This is a genomic window from Herbaspirillum huttiense (assembly GCF_047300815.1).
Classification (GTDB): Bacteria; Pseudomonadota; Gammaproteobacteria; order Burkholderiales; family Burkholderiaceae_D; genus Herbaspirillum; species Herbaspirillum huttiense_A.
The window spans coordinates 3,738,571-3,757,714 of the sequence record NZ_CP178608.1 but is presented as its reverse complement, the minus strand read 5'-3'; the positions used below and the strand labels follow the sequence as shown (position 1 = coordinate 3,757,714).

Sequence of the window (19,144 nt, the reverse complement as noted above, 5' to 3'; positions counted from 1 at the left end):
ATTACTGGGTGAGCGTGGCCGCGCGCACGGCATCGACCGCGTCGAGGATGGCCTCGCTGGTGGCCGGTGCGCGCAGCGGCGGATTGACGCGATGCGCGCCCACCGACGAGACCGCATCGCGGATCGCCAGGAACACCGAGAACGGCAGCAGCAGCGGCGGCTCACCCACCGCCTTGGAGCGGTGGATGGTGTCGGACACATTGCTGTTGGCATACAGCTCCGTGCGGAAGGCTTCCGGACAATCCGAGATGGCCGGGATCTTGTAGGTGGAAGGGGCATGGGTCATCAGCTTGCCGTCCTTGTTCCACCACAGTTCCTCGGTGGTCAGCCAGCCCATGCCCTGGATGAAACCGCCCTCGACCTGGCCGATATCCAGCGCCGGGTTCAGGCTCTCGCCGGCGTCATACAGCAGGTCGGCCTGCAGCAGTTTCCATTCGCCGGTGAGGGTGTCGATGACCACTTCCGACACCGCCGCCGCATAGGCGAAATAGAAGAAGGGATGGCCGTGCATGCGCTTGGCATCCCAATGCACCTTCGGTGTGGAATAGAAACCGTCGGACCACAATTGCACCCGTTGCAGGTAAGCCTTCATCACCAGCTCGACGAAGGGCAGGGATTGCTCTCCCGCCAGCACCAGGCCATCGGCAAAGCGCACCGTTGCGGCCTCCACGCCAAAATGACGAGCCGCCACATCGGCCAGCCGTGCGCGGATCTGCAGGGCGGCATCCTGCGCCGCCTTGCCGTTGAGGTCGCTGCCGGTGGAGGCGGCGGTGGCCGAGGTGTTGGCGATCTTGCTGGTATCGGTGGCGGTGCAGCGCACCTTCTCCAGCGGCACGCCCAGGGCGTTGGCCACTACCTGCGCGACCTTGGTGTTCAAGCCTTGGCCCATCTCGGTACCACCGTGATTGACCAGCACCGAGCCATCGGTATAGACGTGCACCAGCGAGCCGGCCTGGTTCAGGTGCGGCACGTTGAAGGAAATGCCGAACTTCACCGGCGTGAGCGCCAGGCCCTTCTTCAATACCGTGCTGCCCGCATTGAACTCGGCCACCGCGCGACGGCGTTCCTGGTAGCGGCTGCTGCGTTCGAGCTGATCGACCAGGCCATGGATGACGTTGTCTTCCACCTTCTGGCCATAGTGGGTCACGTTGCGCGCCTCCGGTCCCTCGGCGTCGCTGGGCCCGTAGAAATTGTTGCGGCGGACCTCCAGCGGATCGCGTCCGAGGTTGCGGGCGATGTCGTCGAGGATGTATTCGATGGCCAGCGCACCCTGCGGTCCGCCGAAGCCGCGGAAGGCGGTATTGGATTGCGTGTTGGTCTTGCCGCACATGGCGTGGATTTCCACGTCCGAGAGATAGTAGGCATTGTCGAAGTGGCAGACCGCGCGCGTGGCCACCGGCCCCGACAGGTCAGCCGAGAAACCGGCGCGCGAGATCATGTCGATCTTGGCCGCGACGATGCGCCCGTCATCGTCATACCCGATCTCGTAGTCATAGGCAAAGCAGTGGCGCTTGCCGGTGACCATCATGTCGTCGTCACGGTCGGCGCGCAGTTTCACCGGGCGCCGCAGCTTGGCCGCCGCCACCGCCGCTGCGCAAGCCCACAGTGCCGATTGCGATTCCTTGCCGCCGAAGCCGCCGCCCATGCGCCGGCATTCCACCAGCACATCATGAGAAGCCAGTTTCAGGACGGTGGCAATGTGGTGCTGCATCTCGCTGGGGTGCTGGGTCGAGCAATACACGTGCATGCCGCGTCCCTCCTTGGGGATGGCATAGGAGATCTGTCCTTCCAGATAGAACTGTTCCTGCCCGCCCACATCGAACTGCCCGCGCAGCTTGTGCGGTGCCAGCGCCAGCGCCACCGCCGGTTCGCCGCGCGACAGATGCATCGGCGGCAGCACGTAGGATTGCGCCGCATGGGCATCACGCGGGGTCAGGATGGGTGGCAGTTCTTCATAGTCGATCACGGCCAGGCGGGCCGCGCGGCGGGCCTGGTCATGGCTGTCGGCCACCACGATGAAGACCGGCTGGCCCACGTATTGCACCAGGCCATCGGCCAGTACCGGGTCGTCATGGATGATGGCACCGCATTCGTTCTCGCCCGGAATATCGGCAGCGGTGAAGACGGCACGCACACCCGGCGCGGCCTTGACCTTCTCCAGGTCGATCGCGCGCACCCGTGCATGGGCCTTCTGCGACAGGCCCAGCGCCGCATGCAGGGTGCCGTGCAGTTCGGTGATGTCGTCGGTATAGGTGGCTTCGCCGGTCACGTGCAGGATCGCCGATTCATGCGGATGCGGCTTGCCCACGGTGGCCCAGTCCTTGGGCGGCTGCACCAGGGTGTTGAGGAATTGTTCGGTTTGCTTGTTCATGCGGTTCTCCTGCAGGTTCGGTCCAAGGGCTTCACGCGGCGCTGACCGCGAAGGCGCGCACATCCTCGCGCGCCAGGGGCGCATCGGTGCGCGTTTCCAGCCAATAGCGATAGAGCAGGTTCTGCGCCGTGCGCAAGCGATAGGCGGCGCTGGCCCGCATGTCCGACAGCGGTGCGTAATCCTGTGCCAGTGCGGCCATGGCCGCCTGCACTTGCGTTTCGCTCCAGGCGCCGCCCTGCAGCAGCGCTTCGGCGTGGGCCGCGCGCTTGGGGGTGGCGGCCATGCCGCCGAAGGCGATGCGCGCCTCGGCGATGGTGTCGCCGTCCATGCGCAGCGCGAAGGCGGCGCAGACCGCAGAGATGTCCTGGTCGAAGCGCTTGGAGAGTTTGTAAACCCGGAAGCGCACGTCCTTGCGCGGCAGCGGGATGCGCACGGCCTGCACCACTTCATCAGCTTGCAGGGCCGACTTCTGGTAGGCCAGGTAGAAGTCTTCCAGCGGCATCACGCGCTGGCCACGCACGCTGGCCAGCACGATCTGCGCGCCCAGTGCGATCAGCCAGGGCATGGAGTCGCCGATGGGAGAACCGTTGGCGACGTTGCCGCCCAGCGTGCCGGCATTGCGCACGGGCAGGGAGGCGAAACGCTGCCAGAGTTCCGAGAGCTCTTCCGGATAGTGGCGCGCGGCTTCAGCATAGGCCTCTTCCAGCGAGACGCCAGCGCCGATCTCCAGCATGCCGTCCTGCACCTGCATGGCGCGCAGTTCTTCCACGCGGCCGATGTAGACGATATCGCCCAGCTCGCGCATCTGCTTGGTCACCCACAGGCCTACATCGGTGGAGCCGGCCAGGATGCGGGCCTTGGGCAGGTCGGCGCGCAGTTGCACCAGTTGTGCCAGCGTGCGCGGTGCGTGGAAGGTCTGGCCGGCATGCGTGACGGCCAGCGGCGTGTCCTGGTCGATGGCGCGCAGGGCGGACTTGACGGCCTCGCGGTCGAACTCGACCTTGGGCAATTCACCCATGCGGCGTGCCGCATCGATGATGGGACGATAGCCGGTGCAGCGGCACAGGTTGCCGGAGAGGGCATCGTCAATCTCGCGCTTGTCGGGCGTGATGCCGTCCTTGTCATGCTTCAGGTACAGGCCCCACAGCGACATCACGAAGCCCGGCGTGCAGAAGCCGCATTGCGAGCCATGGCATTCCACCATGGCCTGCTGCACCGGATGCAGGCAGCCGTCGGACTGCTTCAGGTCTTCCACGGTGAACAAGGCGCGGCCGTCCAGCGTGGGCAGGAATTGGATGCAGGCATTGACCGTCTTCAGTTCCAGCTGGTCATCGCGCAGTTCACCCACGACCACGGTACAGGCCCCGCAATCGCCTTCGGCACAGCCTTCCTTGGTGCCGGTGCAATGCAGGTCCTCGCGCAGATGCTGCAGAACGGTGCGGGTCGTGGGTTGGCCTGCTACTTCGTGGGTCTGGCCGCGAAAGTAGAACTGGATGGGGCGGGTGGTCTCTGGCATTTGGCTTTTACTCGAAATGGATTGTCTACAAAACAGACTGCTTTATGGCGCGCTCCAGGGCGTATCGTGGGGCGTGCTTCTTGTTGTTGGATCTGCTTTCAGGCGGCACCTCCGCTTGGGGCGGTGGCCGGCCTGTGGTGTCTCCCGTGGCCAGATGGCATTCAAGAAACGTGCCGGGGTCGTCAAAAGAGGAAACCGATTGTCCGCGGATGATTGTTGCGAACGATTGTCGGGTTCCCTCTTGTCACGATCCCGAAGAGGCGGCCGGTTTGTCACCGGGCTGCCTCTTCGATTTTTCCTTTTGCTTCATGAGGCGGCGTGGCCGCTCATTCACCGCCGAGGTAGATGATCTTGAACAGGAAGATCGCGGCGATGATCCAGATTACCACTGATACATCCTTCATACGACCCGTCAGCAGCTTCAACCCGGCATAGCTGATGAAGCCCAGCGCCAGGCCATTGGCAATAGAGTAGGTGAAGGGCATCACCAATGCGGTGATCACGGCCGGTAAGCATTCGGTGGTGTCTTCCCAGTCGATATGCACCAGTTCGCGCAGCATCAGGCAGGCCACGAAGAACAGCGCCGGTGCCGTGGCGTAGGCGGGGACCACACCGGCCAGCGGGGCGATGAACAGGCACAGCAGGAACAGCACGGCGATGGCGACCGCAGTCAGGCCGGTGCGGCCCCCGGCTTGCACGCCGGCAGCGCTTTCGATGTAGGCGGTGGTGGAGGAGGTGCCCAGCAGGGAGCCGGCGACAATGGCGGTGCTGTCAGCCATGAGGGCCTTGTTCAGGCGCTCCATCTTTCCATCCTTCATCAGGCCGGCACGGGTGGCCACGCCCATCAGGGTGCCGGTAGCGTCAAACAGCTCGACCAGGAAGAACACCAGCACCACGTTCAACAGGCCCATGGAAATGGCCCCCTTGATGTCCAGCTGCAGGAAGGTCGGGGCGATCGAGGGTGGGGCGGCGAAGATGCCGGAGAAATGGTTGCCGCCGAAGACGAAGGACAGCACCGTCACCAGCACGATGCCAATCAGCAGTGCGCCACGCACCTTCAATCGGTCCAGCGCCACGATCACCAGGAAGCCGATGATGGCCATCACCGGGGCAGGCTGGTGCAGGTCGCCAAGGGTGACGAAGGTGGCCGGATTGGCGGCGACGATGCCGGCGCTCTTCAGGGAAATGATCGCCAGGAACAGCCCGATGCCTGCCGGGATGGCCGTGCGCAAGGACTGCGGGATGCTCTTGATGATCAGCTCACGTACCCGCAGCACACTCACCAGCAAGAACAGGCAGCCCGAAATCAGCACCGCGCCCAGCGCAGCCTGCCACGGGAAACCCATGCCCTTGACCACGGCATAGGCAAAGTAGGCATTCAAGCCCATGCCAGGGGCCAGGCCAATCGGATAGTTGGCATACAAGCCCATGATCAGCGTGCCGACAGCTGCCGCCACACAGGTGGCCACAAAGACCGAGTCCTTGGGCATGCCGGCATCCCCCAAAATGCTGGGGTTCACGAAGATGATGTAAGCCATCGTCAAAAAGGTGGTCAGGCCGGCCAGCAACTCCGTGCGGACGGTGGTGCCGTTCTCTTCCAGGCGGAAGAACTTGTTCAAGGCGTTCATTGTGGGTTGTCTCCGTTTGGTCCGTTTTTATGCGCCGGAAAACTTGCCTGGCATTGGCGCTGTGCATGCGCTTGAGCATGCGTCAGGGCCGGGGGCAGGCAAAAAATGGGCGGTGCTGGTGGGGGTGCTTTTCGCATTGTTTTGGCAGCGTTGCTAATGTCGTTGAAATTCATCTGAGGGATGTAAGGGCTGGCACATAGCCATTATTAACCTGGAGTTATAACTGGGATATTGGGCGGAAATCAGCGCTGGCGCTGGAGATTGTTGCTGCGCATTGGTGACACGGAGGTATCGAATCTTGTGTTTCGCAGGCGAGATTTTGCCAGTTTTATCTGGTGGGGGCTTTTTGCGGCGAGGTTTGTTGTTTTGGGGAAATTATTTGCTTGCTTGCTTGTTTTCTTGCTTGGGTAGTCTGCACGGAATGCTTTCCTGCGCTCTAGCTTAATTCTTGTCTCTCTCCGGTCGGGAGAACGCGCCGGGAGCGGCCCGGCAGCCGCTCACTTTTCTTGTCTCGCCAAGAAAAGTAAGCAAAAGAAGGCGACCCCAAAGAGCCAGCCCTCCTCCGGAGGGTCCCCGCCGCAGCGAAGCGAAAAGTGGGAAGGATAGAGTCGCTTCGCTCCCACTATCCTTCTGATCCACTTTTCGCTCCGCTGCGGCGGCTGGCTCTATGGGGACGACACCCCCACGGGCTCGCCTGCGGCATCGCCCGGCTTGCTCGCCTGCGGCATCGCCCCGGCTTGCTCGCCTGCGGCATCGCGCTTGTCATGCCTTTCGCGCGCGATTCCAGTAGTCTTGTTGGCTGTAGACTTCCTTCAAATAATCAATGAAGAAACGCGTCTTCGCCGGCAAATGCCGCTGCTGCGGATACACCGCCATGATGTCGTAATGCGGCAAAGCATACTCGTCCAACACCGTCACCAACTCCCCCGACGCCAGCTGCGCCTGGATCTCCCACGTCGAACGCCACGCCAACCCCAAGCCTTCACTGGCCCAGCGATGCAACAACTCCCCATCGTTGCAATCCAGATTGCCCTGCACCTTGGTAATCACCGGCTTGCCACCCTGCTGGAAATACCACCCCCGCTGCTGCCCACCCTGCAAATTGAACGCCAGGCAGTTGTGCTGCGCCAAATCATCCAGCGTGCGCGGAACACCATGACGATGCAAATACTCCGGCGCCGCACACACCACCCGCCGGTTGCTCGCCAACCTCACCGCCACAAAACTAGGCTCAATCGCGCCCCCAATGCGGATGCCCAGGTCATACCCCTCACGCACCAGATCCACCACGCGATCCGTCAGATTGAATGAAATCTGCACCTCCGGATGCGCCGCCAAAAACGCCGGCGCATGCGGCGCCACATGCAGCCGCCCATACGCCGCCGGCGTCGAGACCACCAGATGGCCCGTGGCCTTGTGCCGTCCCTCGGCAATGCTCTTTTCGGCCGTGTCCATCTGCTCCAGCAACTTGCGGCAATGATCCAGAAACACGCTGCCCTGCTCCGTCAACGTCAAATGCCGCGTCGTGCGATGCATGAGCTTGGTGCCCAAGCGTTTCTCCAATGCATCAATGCGCCGACCCATCATCACCGGCGTCACCTTGTCTTCCAGCGCCGCCGCCGCCAGGCTGCCCTTGTCCACCACCAGCACGAATGCTTCGATCTGCTTGAGTTTGTCCATCAATCCCTCCCGGCCTGAGTGTAATTCAATACTTTTTGGATGTTTCCATACTTTTGCTCAGTAATCAGTGGACTGTGATGATACTTATCATCCGGATTTGTAATGACTAGCATGGCCTCCAGCGATCACACATCCACCAACGGACATCCTGGAGAACGAGCATGGCAAAGATGAGAGCAGTCGACGCGGCAGTGCACGTATTGGTCAAGGAAGGCTGCCTGCAAGCCTTCGGCGTGCCCGGCGCCGCCATCAATCCCTTCTATTCGGCCTTGAAGAAACACGGCGGCATCAGCCACATCCTGGCCCGCCACGTGGAGGGCGCCTCCCACATGGCCGAAGGCTATACCCGCGCCAAGGCCGGCAACATCGGGCTGTGCATCGGTACCTCGGGGCCGGCCGGGACCGACATGATCACCGGGCTCTATTCGGCCCAGGCCGATTCCATCCCCATCCTCTGCGTCACCGGCCAGGCACCCCGCGCCCGGCTCTACAAGGAAGACTTCCAGGCCGTCGACATCGAATCCATCGCCAAGCCCGTCACCAAATGGGCCGTGACCGTGCGCGAACCCGCCCTGGTGCCGCGCGTGTTCCAGCAAGCCTTCCACCTCATGCGCTCCGGCCGCCCCGGCCCGGTACTGATCGACCTGCCCTTCGATGTGCAAATGGCCGAGATCGATTTCGATCCCGATACCTACGCACCACTCCCGGTCTATCGTCCCGCCGCTACCCGCGCCCAGATCGAGAAAGCATTCGACATGCTCAACGCGGCGCAGCGCCCGCTGCTCACCATCGGCGGCGGCGTGGTCAACGCCGATGCGTCCGCACTGGCGGTGGAGTTCGCCGAGCTCACCGGCATCCCCGTGATCCCGACCCTCATGGCCTGGGGCACCATTGCCGACGACCACCCGCAGATGGCCGGCATGGTCGGCCTGCAAACCAGCCACCGCTACGGTAACGCCACCCTGCTGGCCTCGGACTTCGTGCTCGGCATCGGCAACCGCTGGGCCAATCGCCATACCGGTTCCATCGATGTCTTCACCAAGGGCCGCACCTTCGTCCACGTCGATATCGAACCGACCCAGATCGGCCGCGTCTTCGGGCCGGATTACGGCATCGTCAGCGATGCCGGTGCCGCGTTGAAACTCTTCGTCGACGTGGCCAAGGAGTGGAAGGCCGCCGGCCGCCTGCCCGACCGCTCAGCCTGGCTGGCCGAGTGCCAGCAGCGCAAGAAGAGCCTGCAGCGGCGCACCCACTTCAATGACACGCCCGTCAAGCCGCAACGCGTGTATGAGGAAATGAACCGCGCCTTCGGCCGCGAGACCTGCTATGTGGCCACCATCGGTCTGTCGCAGATCGCCGCCGCGCAATTCCTGCACGTCTATCGCGATCGCCATTGGATCAACTGCGGCCAGGCCGGGCCGCTGGGCTGGACCATTCCCGCTGCACTGGGCGTGGTGGCGGCCGATCCGCAGAAGAAGGTGGTGGCCATCTCGGGCGACTATGACTTCCAGTTCATGATCGAGGAACTGGCCGTGGGCGCGCAGTTCAAGCTGCCTTACCTGCACGTGCTGGTCAACAACTCCTACCTCGGCCTGATCCGCCAGGCGCAGCGCGGCTTCGAGATGGATTACTGCGTGCAGCTGGCCTTCGAGAACATCAACGCTCCCGAACTGAACGGCTATGGCGTGGACCACGTGGCCGTGGTCGAGGGCCTGGGCTGCAAGGCCATCCGCGTCACCGATCCCAATGCCATCCAGGATGCCTTCGCCCAGGCCCAGCGCTGGATGGCCGAGTACCGCGTGCCGGTGGTGGTGGAAATCATCCTCGAACGCGTCACCAACATTGCCATGGGCACCGAGATCGATGCCATCAATGAATTCGAACCCCTGGCCGAGCGCGCCGACGATGCGCCCACCGCCATCAGCCTGCTCGACTAAAAACGAAGGAGACCCGCCATGACCCAACTCGCCGCCAATCTCACCATGCTGTTTACCGAACAGCCTTTCCTGGAACGCTTCCAGGCCGCATCGCAGGCCGGCTTTCGCGCAGTGGAATTTCTCTTCCCCTATGCCTTCGCGCCGGAACAGATTGCCGATCAATTGCGCGCGCATCGCCTGCAACTCGTGCTGCACAACCTCCCGGCCGGCAACTGGGACGCCGGTGAACGCGGCATCGCCTGCCATCCCGATCGTGTAGCCGAGTTCCGTGCCGGGGTCGATGAAGCGATCCGCTATGCCCGCGCGCTGGAGGTGCCGCAGCTCAATTGCCTGGTCGGAATCCTGCCGCCGGGCGTCTCGCGCGAAGCGGCGCGCGAGGTGCTGGTCGGCAACCTGAAATACGCGGCCACGCGCCTGAAGGAGCAGGGCATTCGTCTGCTGATCGAGCCGATCAATCACTTCGACATTCCCGGCTTCTTCCTCAACACCACGCGCCAGGCGGTGGAACTGATCCTGGCCACCGGCTCGGACAATCTCTTCGTGCAATACGACATCTATCACATGCAGCGCATGGAGGGCGAACTGGCCAACACGCTCAAGGCCAACCTCTCTCTGATCGGCCACGTGCAACTGGCCGACAACCCCGGCCGCGGTGAACCCGGCAGCGGCGAGATCAATTACCGCTACCTGTTCAACTGGCTGGAGGCCATCGGCTATCGCGGCTGGATCGGCTGCGAATACAAACCGCAGGCCGGGACCACCGCCGGACTGGGCTGGATCACGCAACACGGATTGCAGCCAGCCTGAACACATGACAGCAGGATTTCATCTTTCTTGAGGAGACACAGCATGGCAAAAGTTGGATTCATCGGCCTGGGCATCATGGGCGCACCCATGGCGGAAAACCTGCAGAAGGGCGGCCACAAGCTCTACCTGCACGACCAGAAAAATCCCCCGGCTCCCTTGCTGGAGGGCGGGGCCACCGTCTGCACGTCAGGCGCGGAAGTGGCGCGGCGCGCCGACATCGTCATCGTCATGGTGCCGGACACGCCCCACGTGCAGGCGGTTCTCTTTGGTGACAAGGGCGTGGCCGAAGGCCTGGCGCCGGGCAAGATCGTGGTCGACATGAGCTCCATCTCGCCCATCGCCACCAAGGAGTTCGCGCAGAAGATCAATGCGCTCGGTTGCCAATATCTGGACGCGCCGGTCTCGGGCGGTGAAGTGGGTGCCAAGGCGGCCTCGCTCACCATCATGGTCGGCGGGTCCGAATCGGCCTTCAACGATGTCAAGCCGCTGTTCGAACTGATGGGCAAGAACATCACCCTGGTCGGCGGCAACGGCGATGGCCAGACCACCAAGGTCGCCAACCAGATCATCGTGGCCCTGAACATCCAGGCCGTGGCCGAGGCCTTGCTCTTCGCCTCCAAGGCCGGGGCCGATCCGGCACGGGTGCGGCAGGCGCTCATGGGTGGCTTTGCCTCCTCCCGCATCCTGGAAGTGCACGGAGAGCGCATGGTCAAACGGACTTTCGCGCCGGGCTTCCGCATCGAGCTGCACCAGAAGGATTTGAACCTGGCCCTGCAAGGCGCCAAGGCATTGGGCATCAGCTTGCCCAATACGGCAGCGGCCCAGGAACTGATGAACGCCTGCGCCGCCAATGGACTGGCGGGGATGGATCACTCGGCGCTGTGCCGGGCGGTGGAGATCCTGTCCAATCACGAGATCGCCAAGGCGTCCTGAGCGGAGCTCATCATCGTCAAGAGGGCTTGCCGGGGGCAAGCCCTCATCGCTTGCGCCTTCGCGCATGTCGTCCACGCCATCACAACCTGTATTACGGGAGATTCCTATGCGCCGCCTGCGCCAGGCCAAAATCGTCGCCACCCTGGGTCCCTCCAGCGCCACGCCGGAGATGATCCGCGCGCTCTTCGACGCCGGGGCTGACGTATTTCGTTTCAACTTCAGTCACGGCAGCCATGCCGATCATCACGCGCGTTACCAGATCGTGCGCCAGGTGGAGCGCGAAGTCGGCCGCCCTATCGGCGTGCTGGCCGACCTGCAAGGACCCAAGCTGCGCATCGGCCAGTTCGACGGGGGCAGGGCAGTGCTGCAGGCCGGGCAGGTGTTCACCCTCGACCGTGATGCCTCCCCTGGCGACCAGCATCGCGTCTGCCTGCCCCATCCTGAATTGTTCGAGGCCATTCGAGCCGGACAAAGCCTGCTCATCGATGACGGCAAGCTGCGCCTGCAGGTAGAAGCCAGCGATGGCCATGCCATTCGCACGCGCGTGGTCAATGGCGGCGTGGTCTCCGACCGCAAGGGCGTCAATGTGCCCGACGCGGTCTTGCCGATTCCGGCGCTCACCACCAAGGATCGCCGTGACCTGGACTTCGCGCTGGAGATGGGCGCGGACTGGATCGCGCTGTCCTTCGTGCAGCGCCCCGAGGATGTGCTGGAGGCGCGGGCGTTGGTGGCCGGGCGCGCTTCCATTCTCTCCAAGCTGGAGAAACCGGCCGCGCTGGAGCGGCTCGATGAGATCGTGGCGGTGTCCGACGCCATCATGGTGGCACGCGGCGATCTCGGTGTGGAGCTGCCGCCGGAGTGTGTGCCGGGCACGCAAAAGCGCATCCTGCGCGCCTGCCGCCAGCAGGGCAAGCCCATCGTGATCGCCACGCAAATGCTGGAATCGATGATTGCCGCACCGGTCCCCACGCGGGCCGAAGTGTCGGATGTGGCCAGTGCCATCTATGACGGATCGGATGCGGTGATGCTCTCGGCTGAATCAGCCAATGGCAGCTATCCCTTGCAGGCGGTCACGATGATGGACCGGGTGATTGCGGAGGTGGAAAAGGATCCGTTGTATCGCACCCTGATGCAGGCCCAATACGCCACCCCCGAACGCAACCGGCCCGACGCCATCTGCGCGGCCCTGCGCGACGTCACCGGCATCCTCGGGGCGAGTGCCACGGTGACCTATACCAGCTCGGGGCATACCAGCCTGCGCGCGGCGCGTGAACGTCCCGCTGCGCCCATTTTGAGCATCACGCCGCAACTGGCTACGGCACGGCGGCTGGCGCTGGTGTGGGGCGTGCATTCCACCATCAGCGAAGCCGTGCATGACGAGCGCCAGATGGTCAGCGCGGCCTGCCAGGCGGCCGTGCGGGAAGGGTTTGCGCGCAAGGGAGACCAGATCGCGATCACCGCGGGCATGCCCTTCGGACAGCCGGGCAGTACCAATCTGTTGCGGGTGGCGGAGGTGTGGGGGTAGGGTGCCGGCACAATGAAAACGGCCCCTTGCGATGTTCCGGAGGAGAAACATCGCAAGGGGCCGTGCTTCATCAAGGCAGCTTACTTCGATTCGGCCAGCTTGCTTTCCTTGACGCCGGCCTGTCCTTCTTCTTCATCGACCAGGTGCAGCTTGTTGCGGGCCATCAGGATACCCATCTTCACTTCCTGCCAGATGTAGGTCAGTACGCCCGGCTTGGCATCGATTTCCAGCGTTTCGGTATTTTCGGCGGTGGAGGTGATGACGTGCTTGCCAGGCGTCAGCTCCTTGTAGAGATAAGTGTGTGCCGCCGTGCGGCCCAGCGGGGCACCATCGACTGCGACATCCATGCGCACGGCCGCGCCCATGGTTTCATTGCGGTAGACGTAGACAGCACTCTTGTCCTTGTCGATCTTGAATTCCTTGAGTTGTGCATCCTTGGCCGGATCGGCCATCGGTACGGCGCAACCGGACAGCGCCGAGACCAGCGCGAGACTGAACAGCATGGCTTTCATTGGTTTTCCCCTTGGGTTGTGATGGCGATGTTTTTCTTGCTTCTTATTTCTGGGAGACGCCTGCTTTGCCGGAGCCATTCGTCTCGATCTTCTTGTCGATCACGGTATGCGTTTGTTCTTCCTCGATCCATACCGCGGAATAATCTTCGCCCAGTTCCCCCTTGACCACGTAGACCTTGCCGGCCTCCGGTGTGAACTGGACCTTGCCTTCAACGCGATAGACAGGATTGGTCAAGGCCAGGATGGGCGCGGCATATTGGGTCTCGCCGCGAATGCCCAGTGTGGTGGGTTGGATCGGGAAATCGTGGCTGATCAGGTAGACCCGCATGAACAGAAACTTGCCCTGGTTCTCCGCACGCGTACGCATGGGGGAAGTGAGGACCGACTCACCGTCAACGGTATCGATGTAGAAGATATCGGCTTTTTGGGAAGAGTGGCGCTTGGTCGAATCCTTGATGGTCGCCTTCGGCCCCTGATAGTTTTCCGGCAGCGTCTGTTTGAGTCCCGCGCAGCCTGTCAATGCGATGGCGGTGGCCAAAGCCAATCCAGTCAATCTCATTTTTCCCCTGACATCTGTGTTGTTGAATGTCTTGTTTTTCTACTTCTTTATTTTCGCCACTGCCAGCGCTCCCGACGCAGCTCAGCAATGACGGAAGGAATAATAATCCATCTTGCAAGAGTTGTCAGTGCACCGCTTGCACCAGCGCCGGTTGCCGAGGATCGTGCCGAACCGGTGCTGCCCGCCGCGCACCTTACGCACCGAGCCTGAACACCTCCACGGCCTCCTGCAACTGTCCGGCCTGATGGCGCATGGCCTGGGCCGCTGCGGCGGCCTCTTCCACCAGCGCCGCATTCTGCTGGGTCGATTCATCCATGAGCGTGATAGCGCGATGAATCTCTTCAATGCCGCTGCTCTGCTCCCGGCTGGCCGCACTGATCTCGGTAATGATGGCGTTGACCCGCTGCACGCTCTGTACCACGTCATGCATGGTGCTGCCGGCCTGCTGTACCAGCGTGGCGCCGCTGTCGATGCGGCCCACCGAATCGTTGATCAGCACCTTGATTTCACGGGCAGCGGTGGCGCTGCGTTGTGCCAGCGACCGCACTTCGGAGGCCACCACCGCGAAGCCTCGTCCCTGTTCGCCCGCGCGTGCCGCCTCCACGGCCGCATTCAGGGCCAGGATGTTGGTCTGGAAGGCAATGCCGTCGATGACGCTGATGATGTCCACGATCTGGCGCGAGGAGGCATTGATGTCGGCCATCGTCCTGACCACCTGCTCCACCACCTCACCGCCCTGCACCGCAATGTGCGAAGCATTGCCGGCCAGCTCGGTGGCCTGGCGGGCATTGTCGGCGTTCTGCCTGACGGTGGAGGTCAGTTCTTCCATGGCGGCAGCGGTCTCTTCGATGGAGCCTGCCTGCTGCTCGGTACGCGCCGACAGGTCCAGGTTGCCGCTGGCGATTTCTTCAGCAGCATGATGAATGGTGTCGGTACCGAGGCGCACGCGGCTGACGATGTTGCGCAGGTTGTCGTTCATCAGTTTCAAGGCCATCATCAGTTCGCCCGTCTCGTCCCGTGAGCTCACCTCGACCCGCGCCGACAAGTCGCCTTGCGCCACCCGCCGCGCCACGTCCACCGCATTGACCAGCGGCCGCGCAATGCTGCGCGAGACCAGCCATGCCACGCCCGCCGCCAGCAGCAGGGCAGCCAGCGCCAGGCCGTTGATGATGTTGCGGGCGCTGGCGGAGTCCTGGGTGGCGGCCTCGCCGGCCGCATCCATCAGGCCACCCTGGTAGTCGAACATGGCATCGAGCGCGATGAAGTACTGGATCTGCACCGGCATGAATTGCTGCGGCAGGTACTGTCTGGCCTCGTCAACCTGGCCCGCCACTGCCAGGGCCAGCAGCTTGTCGCGCGCCGGCACGTAGGCCTGGCGCGCGGCAATGGCAGCCTCGACGTAGCGCTTGTCCTCCTCGGTCCGCGCGACCTCCTTGAGCCTGGCCAGCGAGTCGTTCATCTTGCGGTCCGCCGCCGTGGCGTCGGCAACCAGGGCCTTGATGCGTTGCGGATCATCAGTGAGCAGGATGTCGCGGATGTCGAGCGCAATCTTGTTGACCTGGATCTGTACCGTGTTGGCCATCACCGTCTTGGGATAACGGTCCTTGACGATGAGGCCGATCCCGTCCGCCAGTCGCATCAGCTGAAGATTGCCCAGTACCGCAATGGCCAGCAACAGCACCATGACCGCGCCGAAGCCGAGCGCCAATCGCGCCCCTATTTTCATGTCTGCAATACGCATGCTGCTTTCTCCTTTGCCGATGTCAGCGTGCCGCTTCAGCCAGCTGGTACGCCAGATGATTGTGCCGCTCCAGCACCGCTCCCAGGTCAATGGTGGTGAGCTGTCCCTCGCGCACGATCACGCGGCCGTTGATGATGCTGGTGTTCACGTTGGCGGGTGTGCAGAAAACCAGTGCGGCCACCGGATCATGCAGCGCGCCGGCAAAGGCGATCTGGTGCGTGTCGAACATCACGACGTCGGCGGACATGCCGGGCTTGAGCGCGCCGATGTCGTCGCGATTCAATACCTTGGCACCGCCCAGGGTGGCCACTTCCAGCGCCTGGCGCGCGGTCATGGCGTCGGGGCCGAAGCCGACACGCTGCAGCAGCATGGCCTGGCGGACTTCGCCCAGCATGTGGGCGCTGTCATTGGAGGCACTGCCGTCCACGCCCAGGCCGACCGGCACGCCCGCATCCAGCATCTTGCGGATGGGCGCAATGCCGGAAGCCAGCCGCATGTTGGAACAGGGACAGTGCGCCACGCCCGTGCCGGTGCGGGCAAACAGGTCGATGCCATGCTCGTCCAGCTGCACGCAGTGGGCGTGCCAGACGTCGTGGCCGACCCAGCCGCAGTCTTCGGCATATTCCGCCGGCGTCATGTTGAATTTCTCGCGGCTGTAAGCGATGTCGTTGACGTTCTCGGCCAGGTGGGTGTGCAGCGATACGCCATAGTGACGCGCCAGGTCGGCGGCCTCGCGCATCAGGTCACGCGAGACCGAGAAAGGAGAGCAGGGCGCGACCACGATGCGCTGCATGGCGTGGCGCTGGCTGTCGTGGTAAGTCTCGATGAGGCGTTGCGTGTCCTTGAGGATGGCAGGCTCTTCTTCCACCACACGGTCCGGTGGCAATCCGCCCTTGGACTGGCCTACGCTCATGGCACCCCGCGCTCCGTGGAATCGCATGCCGATCTGGGCAGCGGCCTCCAGGCTGTCGTCCAGGCGCGTCTGGTTGGGGTAGATGTACAGGTGGTCGCTGCTGGTAGTACAGCCCGACAGGATCAACTCGGCCATGGCCGTCAGCGTCGATACCCGGATCATCTCGGGCGTCAGGCCCGCCCAGATCGGATACAGATTGGTCAGCCAGTTGAACAGCTCGCCATTCTGCGCGCTGGGGATCGCACGCGTGAGGCTCTGGTACATGTGGTGGTGCGTATTGATCAGGCCCGGGATGACCACATGATGGCTGGCATCAATGACCTCGTCCGCCTCCTGCGGAAGATCTTCCGTCTTGCCGACCTGCTCAATGACCTTGCCTCTGATGTACAGCGCACCATCGGCGATCTCTTCACGGCCCTCGTTCATCGTGACCAGGACGCGCGCGTTCCTGATCAACAGCGTCTTGCCTGTTGCTTGCTCTTGCATGATGTTGGACTCCTTCTTGGCTTCCTTGTTGATGTGTTTGACTTGCGGGTCGGCGCAGGTGACAGGGGGGAGTCCCTTTCTTGCCCTATTAACGACTGCGACGGGTGGGGTTGTTGGGAGGGTTTAGGTCCGTTTAATGCTTGTTTTGTTTTGCGTTAAGGTTTGCTTAATGCTGGTGTTTTCGTGTTGTTGAGCTTTGGGTAGTCTGCACGGAATTTCTTCCTGCGCTCTAGCTTAATTACTTTCTCTCTCCGGTCGGAAGAACGCGCCGGGAGCGGCCCGGCAGCCGCTCACTTTTCTTGTCTCGCCAAGAAAAGTAAGCAAAAGAAGGCGACCCCAAAGAGCCAGCCCTCCTCCGGAGGGTCCCCGCCGCAGCGAAGCGAAAAGTGGGAAGGATAGAGTCGCTTCGCTCCGGCTATCCTTCTGATCCACTTTTCGCTCCGCTGCGGCGGCTGGCTCTATGGGGACGACACCCCCACGGGCTCGCCTGCGGCATCGCCCTTGTCTTGCTCGCCTGCGGCCTCGGTCGTGCTCGCCTGCGGCTTCGTCCGGCCCGGTGCTGCAAATTCCCGTTCGGACTGAATAGCGGCACAGCCGCGTATCGAAGACGCGCAGAACGCTAAATCATATAAATCATTAACGCTTCGCCTCAAAACTGCGCAGGAAATCCAGCAAAATCTGCCCCGATACCTCCGCATCATCCGCCGTCATCGTCTCCAGCGGATTGTGGCTGATGCCGCCATTGCCACATCGCGTAAACAACATGCAGACATCCGTCAGCTTGGCTATCGCCATCGCATCATGCCCGGCTCCGGAAGCCAACTCGAACGGCGTCACCCCGGCACGCTCCGTCGCGGCACGCAACTGATCCATCAGCCACGGCGCACACGGCGCAGCCGCTGCGCTCAAGGTCTCCTCCAGCTTGAAATCAATGCTGCGCCGGCCACAGATCTCCTCGATCTTGCCCAGGATGTCCTTCACCGCCGCCATACGCACCTCATCCACCGCCGCACGTATGTCCAGCGACAACTGGCACGCACCCGGAATCACATTCGTCGATCCGCGCGGTACCTGCAATTGCCCCACCGTACCCACCAGCGCCGCATGCTGGTCCTGCGAACAACGCTGCTCCACATAAAGGATGATCTCGGCCGCCGCTGCCGCCGCATCCTTGCGCATGTCCATCGGCGTGGTACCCGCGTGGCTGGCCACTCCCTTCAACTCCACCAGGTAGCGCGAACTGCCCGCGATCGAGGTGACGATGCCCACCGGCAAATCACGATTGAGCAATACCGGTCCCTGCTCGATATGCACCTCCACATAGCCCAGGATGTCGGCCGGATCGCGCGCAATCTGCGGGATGGCCGCCACATCATGGCCCGCCTGGGTAATCACCTCGCGCATGCTGATGCCATCCTTGTCCTGCAGGTCCAGCAGCTTCATGTCGAAATGGCCGGTCACCGCATTGCTGCCCAGGAAGGTGCTCTTGAAACGCACGCCTTCTTCTTCCGAAAAACCAATCACCTCGAAATGGAAAGGCAAAGTCTCGCCACGTTCATGCAAATGCTTCACCACCGCAATGGGCAGCAAGATGCCCTCGCGGCCATCGTACTTGCCGCCATTGCGCACCGTGTCGTAGTGCGAACCGGTGAGCAAGGTCCTGGCTTGAGGATCGGTGGAAAGATAGCGCCCCACCACGTTGCCCACCGCATCGATATGCACATGCATGCCCGCCTCGCGCATCCACTGCGCAATCTGCTGGGCAGTACGCTGGTGCGTCTCGGTGAGATAAGTGCAGGTGAGCGCGCCTTCGTCTTCCGACAGGGCGCCGATCTCTTCGGCCCACTGCATCACCGTCGCCCCCATCGCCGGGCGATAGCCCAGCAGGTCATTGATGCGCATCTCGGCAATGCGGCCGATCTGGCGCAACGCTTCACGCAATTCATCTTCCGGCTGGTTGCGCAGGCGGCGGGCAAAGGTGGCGATGATCTGCTGGCGCGTCAGGCCCGCTCCAGTAGGACCCTTCACCGCCAGGATGAAGGGGAAGCCAAACTTCGCGTTGTAGTCGGCATTGAGCTGTTGCAGCCGGGCAAATTCTTCCGGGCTGCACAGGTTCAGTCCGGCCTTGGCCTGCTCGCCCGTGGACTCGGCCGTGAGTTCGCCGGCAATGGCGGCGCGGCCGGCCAGTTCGGGGTGGGCACGGATCAGGCCCAATTGCTCAGCACGGCTGGCATCGGTCACGACCTTGTGCAAGGCCAGCTTGAAGGCCGTGAGATTGCGGAAGGGACGCTGCAGCGCCGCCCGCTCGGGAATCCAGGGAGAGTGCTCATAAATGCCGTGCAGGGCGGCGATGAAGGCCGAAGTCTCGGCTGCGTTCAGGTGTTCCAGTGTCGTCGTCATGTGCTGGCCGGTCGGCTCGCCGCCGGCTCCCTCGCTGTGTTCATGGGTGATGCCGCCAAGCCGGCGTCGACCATCCCTCATGTAAATCAGGATTGTCGGCACCGATTGTTGTCTGCGGCTGTCGTCTCACGGTCTG

At 62.8% G+C, this 19,144-nt stretch carries 13 protein-coding genes; 4 read left to right on the top strand and 9 right to left on the bottom strand.

From position 1 onward, the window contains the following. Position 1 precedes the first annotated feature (1 nt). The 4 genes from xdhB to ACLRDN_RS17200 form a co-directional block, all read right to left on the bottom strand. A complete protein-coding gene (gene xdhB / locus ACLRDN_RS17215; protein ID WP_413457278.1) occupies positions 2-2,371 on the bottom strand; it encodes a xanthine dehydrogenase molybdopterin binding subunit in 2,370 nt (789 codons plus the stop codon). 31 nt (positions 2,372-2,402) lie between these two features. Then, positions 2,403-3,887, bottom strand: coding sequence for a xanthine dehydrogenase small subunit (xdhA, locus tag ACLRDN_RS17210; RefSeq protein ID WP_413457277.1), 1,485 nt, complete (start codon positions 3,885-3,887; stop codon positions 2,403-2,405). A 326-nt stretch (positions 3,888-4,213) separates the two neighbouring features. After that, positions 4,214-5,515, bottom strand: a complete 1,302-nt coding sequence (locus ACLRDN_RS17205) for an NCS2 family permease (protein WP_413457276.1) — start codon at positions 5,513-5,515, stop codon at positions 4,214-4,216. Between the two features lie 762 nt (positions 5,516-6,277). Beyond that, complete coding sequence (locus ACLRDN_RS17200) at positions 6,278-7,195, bottom strand: LysR substrate-binding domain-containing protein (RefSeq protein WP_413457275.1); 918 nt, start codon at positions 7,193-7,195, stop codon at positions 6,278-6,280. A 161-nt stretch (positions 7,196-7,356) separates the two neighbouring features. On the opposite strand from ACLRDN_RS17200, the gene gcl reads away from it, so the two are divergent. From gcl to pyk, 4 genes are all read left to right on the top strand, one after another. Then, positions 7,357-9,132 (top strand): glyoxylate carboligase, encoded by a 1,776-nt coding sequence (gene gcl, locus ACLRDN_RS17195; protein WP_413457274.1) that lies wholly within the window; start codon positions 7,357-7,359, stop codon positions 9,130-9,132. Between the two features lie 18 nt (positions 9,133-9,150). Then, positions 9,151-9,939 carry a hydroxypyruvate isomerase gene (hyi, locus tag ACLRDN_RS17190; protein ID WP_413457273.1) on the top strand — a complete coding sequence of 263 codons (789 nt, stop codon included), beginning with the start codon at positions 9,151-9,153 and terminating at the stop codon, positions 9,937-9,939. Between the two features lie 42 nt (positions 9,940-9,981). Next, positions 9,982-10,872: a 2-hydroxy-3-oxopropionate reductase gene (locus ACLRDN_RS17185; protein ID WP_413457272.1), complete on the top strand. Its 891-nt coding sequence runs from the start codon at positions 9,982-9,984 to the stop codon at positions 10,870-10,872. 106 nt (positions 10,873-10,978) lie between these two features. Then, positions 10,979-12,397: a pyruvate kinase gene (gene pyk / locus ACLRDN_RS17180; protein WP_413457271.1), complete on the top strand. Its 1,419-nt coding sequence runs from the start codon at positions 10,979-10,981 to the stop codon at positions 12,395-12,397. Positions 12,398-12,477: 80 nt separating this feature from the next. On the opposite strand, the gene ACLRDN_RS17175 is transcribed toward pyk, so the two are convergent. The 5 genes from ACLRDN_RS17175 to ACLRDN_RS17155 form a co-directional block, all read right to left on the bottom strand. Continuing rightward, on the bottom strand, positions 12,478-12,909 hold the full coding sequence (locus ACLRDN_RS17175; RefSeq protein WP_413457270.1) for a DUF2846 domain-containing protein: 432 nt from the start codon (positions 12,907-12,909) through the stop codon (positions 12,478-12,480). 43 nt (positions 12,910-12,952) lie between these two features. After that, the gene (locus ACLRDN_RS17170; RefSeq protein ID WP_413457269.1) at positions 12,953-13,447 is read right to left on the bottom strand and encodes a hypothetical protein; all 495 of its coding nucleotides are present in this window, start codon (positions 13,445-13,447) and stop codon (positions 12,953-12,955) included. Between the two features lie 214 nt (positions 13,448-13,661). Beyond that, on the bottom strand, positions 13,662-15,209 hold the full coding sequence (locus tag ACLRDN_RS17165) for a methyl-accepting chemotaxis protein (RefSeq protein WP_413457268.1): 1,548 nt from the start codon (positions 15,207-15,209) through the stop codon (positions 13,662-13,664). A 22-nt stretch (positions 15,210-15,231) separates the two neighbouring features. Beyond that, positions 15,232-16,608 carry an 8-oxoguanine deaminase gene (locus ACLRDN_RS17160; RefSeq protein ID WP_413457267.1) on the bottom strand — a complete coding sequence of 459 codons (1,377 nt, stop codon included), beginning with the start codon at positions 16,606-16,608 and terminating at the stop codon, positions 15,232-15,234. Between the two features lie 636 nt (positions 16,609-17,244). Further along, the gene (locus ACLRDN_RS17155; protein WP_034332620.1) at positions 17,245-19,008 is read right to left on the bottom strand and encodes an allantoate amidohydrolase; all 1,764 of its coding nucleotides are present in this window, start codon (positions 19,006-19,008) and stop codon (positions 17,245-17,247) included. Between the last annotated feature and the right edge of the window lie 136 nt (positions 19,009-19,144).

Coding starts and splice junctions, on each gene's coding strand:
- xdhB (WP_413457278.1), bottom strand. CDS start 2,371: ATGAACAAGCAAACCGAACAATTCCTCAACACCCTGGTGCAGCCGCCC.
- xdhA (WP_413457277.1), bottom strand. CDS start 3,887: ATGCCAGAGACCACCCGCCCCATCCAGTTCTACTTTCGCGGCCAGACC.
- ACLRDN_RS17205 (WP_413457276.1), bottom strand. CDS start 5,515: ATGAACGCCTTGAACAAGTTCTTCCGCCTGGAAGAGAACGGCACCACC.
- ACLRDN_RS17200 (WP_413457275.1), bottom strand. CDS start 7,195: ATGGACAAACTCAAGCAGATCGAAGCATTCGTGCTGGTGGTGGACAAG.
- gcl (WP_413457274.1), top strand. CDS start 7,357: ATGGCAAAGATGAGAGCAGTCGACGCGGCAGTGCACGTATTGGTCAAG.
- hyi (WP_413457273.1), top strand. CDS start 9,151: ATGACCCAACTCGCCGCCAATCTCACCATGCTGTTTACCGAACAGCCT.
- ACLRDN_RS17185 (WP_413457272.1), top strand. CDS start 9,982: ATGGCAAAAGTTGGATTCATCGGCCTGGGCATCATGGGCGCACCCATG.
- pyk (WP_413457271.1), top strand. CDS start 10,979: ATGCGCCGCCTGCGCCAGGCCAAAATCGTCGCCACCCTGGGTCCCTCC.
- ACLRDN_RS17175 (WP_413457270.1), bottom strand. CDS start 12,909: ATGAAAGCCATGCTGTTCAGTCTCGCGCTGGTCTCGGCGCTGTCCGGT.
- ACLRDN_RS17165 (WP_413457268.1), bottom strand. CDS start 15,209: ATGCGTATTGCAGACATGAAAATAGGGGCGCGATTGGCGCTCGGCTTC.
- ACLRDN_RS17160 (WP_413457267.1), bottom strand. CDS start 16,608: ATGCAAGAGCAAGCAACAGGCAAGACGCTGTTGATCAGGAACGCGCGC.
- ACLRDN_RS17155 (WP_034332620.1), bottom strand. CDS start 19,008: ATGACGACGACACTGGAACACCTGAACGCAGCCGAGACTTCGGCCTTC.